Annotated in this window: 4 protein-coding genes; all 4 read right to left on the bottom strand. The window is 54.6% G+C overall.

Features of this window, described 5'->3' with window-relative positions:
• Positions 1 to 77 precede the first annotated feature (77 nt).
• Complete coding sequence (locus tag RSSM_RS20085; RefSeq protein ID WP_236621256.1) at positions 78 to 782, bottom strand: sterol desaturase family protein; 705 nt, start codon at positions 780 to 782, stop codon at positions 78 to 80.
• A gap of 209 nt (positions 783 to 991) precedes the next feature.
• On the bottom strand, positions 992 to 1,411 hold the full coding sequence (locus tag RSSM_RS20080; RefSeq protein WP_144059981.1) for a hypothetical protein: 420 nt from the start codon (positions 1,409 to 1,411) through the stop codon (positions 992 to 994).
• A 109-nt stretch (positions 1,412 to 1,520) separates the two neighbouring features.
• Entirely contained in the window at positions 1,521 to 2,108 is a 588-nt protein-coding gene (locus tag RSSM_RS20075; protein ID WP_008682948.1) for a hypothetical protein, read from the bottom strand.
• 101 nt (positions 2,109 to 2,209) lie between these two features.
• Positions 2,210 to 2,615, bottom strand: a 406-nt coding sequence (locus RSSM_RS20070) for a hypothetical protein (protein WP_008682945.1), incomplete at its 5' end; no start/stop codon positions are given.

Here is a 2,615-nt window from a genome sequence, read left to right as displayed (position 1 = left end):
ATAACGGCGGACATCACGGGGCACGGAAGGTTGACTATCCATTGCAAAAAACGCCGCAAGCCGTGCTCCCGTGCATGTCATGGTTCCCCGCGATTATGGACATCGCGAAACGGTGAAGCAAGCAGTGAACGGACCGATCTATGGTCGTCGTGGGTATCCAATCCGTGCTGAATGGGGCCACATGGCAGTCGAAGCGTCCGGAACACTCGATCCCAAACAGAAAGCACAGATGAGTAGTTGGCCCCGTAGAGATCAGGATCGCGAGAGTGATGCACCGAGTGAACCGATGGAGTTACGATAACGGATCGTGCAATGCGATCGAATCGTCCAAGCGTAATCGTGGAGTGATGCATCATCGAAACAATCACCAGCGTCGTTTCGTAAATGAGCAGTGCAGCAGTTGTCACGCCGAGCAAGTAAAGGAGTGGAAGACGAACCATCCCAGCAACCCCCAGTTCTGCAACGTGAAATCGGCCGGCAGTAGTGACGTCCATCGCAGAATCTGAATGGTGGACTGCGTGGAACCGCCAAAGCAAAGGAATGCGATGGTTGGCTCGGTGCCAGAGGTAGCTAAACAGGTCAAGCGCTAGAAATGAGAAGACAACACCAATCAGAGTAAAAGGTTCGGCGGACGAAAGATTACAGACGAAGACACTGAGCAAGCCGACGGAAAAGAAAAGCAGTCCACCGTTCAACGCGGCCAACGCCAGGTTGGTTACACCGTGCTGGATTCTGCCAAGACGTGGCGTCGCGACGTAAGTCTCGGCCAACCATATGATCACGAGCCAAATCGCTGCTGGGGCAAGGCGATAAGCCGCGTGATCGAGTCCCAGATGTGAAAAAGCGACGAACACTATCAGTGGTCAAGAGTCGGGGAACGGTACGCATCACCGGGCGACGTAGTGGAGCGGTGTCGGCGGTATAATGCCGAAGGCACACCGCCGATGCCGCGGAACGGAGTCGCTCCGGTGCATGCGATGGTTATCCTCATTTAACGGGGAGTGTATCCACGAACGTAGCGCTCGGTAAGTCCAGTGTTCGCGTTTACAACCGTCGCCGTCGTCGCAGTCAATCCGGTAAGCTTGAATCGCTCATACGCATTGGAGCCGCTTTCGTCGACGAATACAAGATCACCAGCGTCGTCAATAAGCCAGCGCCCACCTAACGCGGAAACCTCGTGCAGCTCGCCACGCTTGGTGCCTTCGGTCGATAGGTACCAGCCGTTCGTCGCAAAGGAGTAGTTTGCAATTCGCACTGGGTCTTCCAGTTCGTATCGCCAGCTCTCCGATTCTAGGTGGTCCCAGGTTACGACTGGAGGTCCATTTGCAACAGAGGGAGCGGTGGGCGAGCAACCGACGGCGGAAATCAAAAGCGTTGTAATGAAGAGCAGGCTGGAATAGCGAGCGATCATGATTTCAGTCGGATAACGATACGCGTCACCCGGTACGCGCGAAAGATCTACCATTTCAACACGGCCGACTCGCGTACTCGGGTGCACGCGATGGTTACCCGTCCTCCAGTTAAGGTAGTGACTTGCGGACAGTGTACTGGTGCTTCCAGTTTCCGTCGGCACCGGGAAGCAAGATATGCGTATCGTCGGTGTCGGGATGGAAGTCAGGAAGATCGAAGGAGAAACCGCCGTCGTACATGCGCGGGTAAGTCACAAGCAGCGGATGTCCCGCCGAATCGAAGGCATCGACGTAGACGCGAAGGTCCACCAGTTTTGCGTTGATCGTAACGCATTTTCCCTGGATATTCAGCTGCATGTCGCGCACGTCAACGGCGTCTGCAAAACTGTCGTCGCGTTCAGGGTAACACATCCAGTAAACGCGAAATCCTTCGAATCGCTGCTCAAGAGGCTTTGGGCAAGCAGCGATTTCGTCTGGTGGCACGTAAACGTGGAGAAGGTATTCACCACCGTGCCAAGTACCGACAGCGCCATCAATAGCAGTGCGCTCTGTAGATGCAATCAACCGTGCGAGTGCAGTGAACGGAACGTCAATCCTGTCGCGAGAATATGCGTCCCATAGATCGTCTTTGATACGCTCCTGTTCCTCATCGCTCATCGCCAACCAGGCGTCGTACGATTCGGGAGGAAGTGCATTCATGTCAGTCGGGTAACGTTACGGTTCAGCGGGCGGCGGCGATTGAGTCATCCATTTCCGAAGCGGCGACCACCGCCGCTCCGTTGCAACCGATGGTTCGCCGCTCACCAACTCGGGGGATTGCGGCGAATTTCGGCATCCCTCTCTATTTTGAGCTGCTCAAACTGAGTCTCGGTAATTAGTCCTTGTTCAAATGCGTCTTCGGGAGACACGAATCGTGTTTGCCCAGGTTTAACTTTGGGCGTGCCGTTCGGTCCCAACTCCAAGATGGGAATAGCTTCGCGCGGTATTTCCATCTCCTCGATTGAGAATCCGTTTGCTTCGACGTGCTCGGCCATATACCGAAGAGGGTCTTCCATCTTTTCGGTCGAGAGCGTTATCAGAATCTCGCCTTCGTCGTTGGCTGACCAGTCAACGAAATCACCAGCATCTAGCATGCGTCTTGCTGCAGCGTCAAGCTGTATGATTTCGCAGAGTTTGATGGTTACTTGCAATGCGTGCTCCGTAAGT

Source organism: Aporhodopirellula sallentina SM41, assembly GCF_000346505.1.
Taxonomy (GTDB): Bacteria; Planctomycetota; Planctomycetia; order Pirellulales; family Pirellulaceae; genus Rhodopirellula; species Rhodopirellula sallentina.
This window is presented reverse-complemented; position numbering and strand designations above follow the sequence as displayed.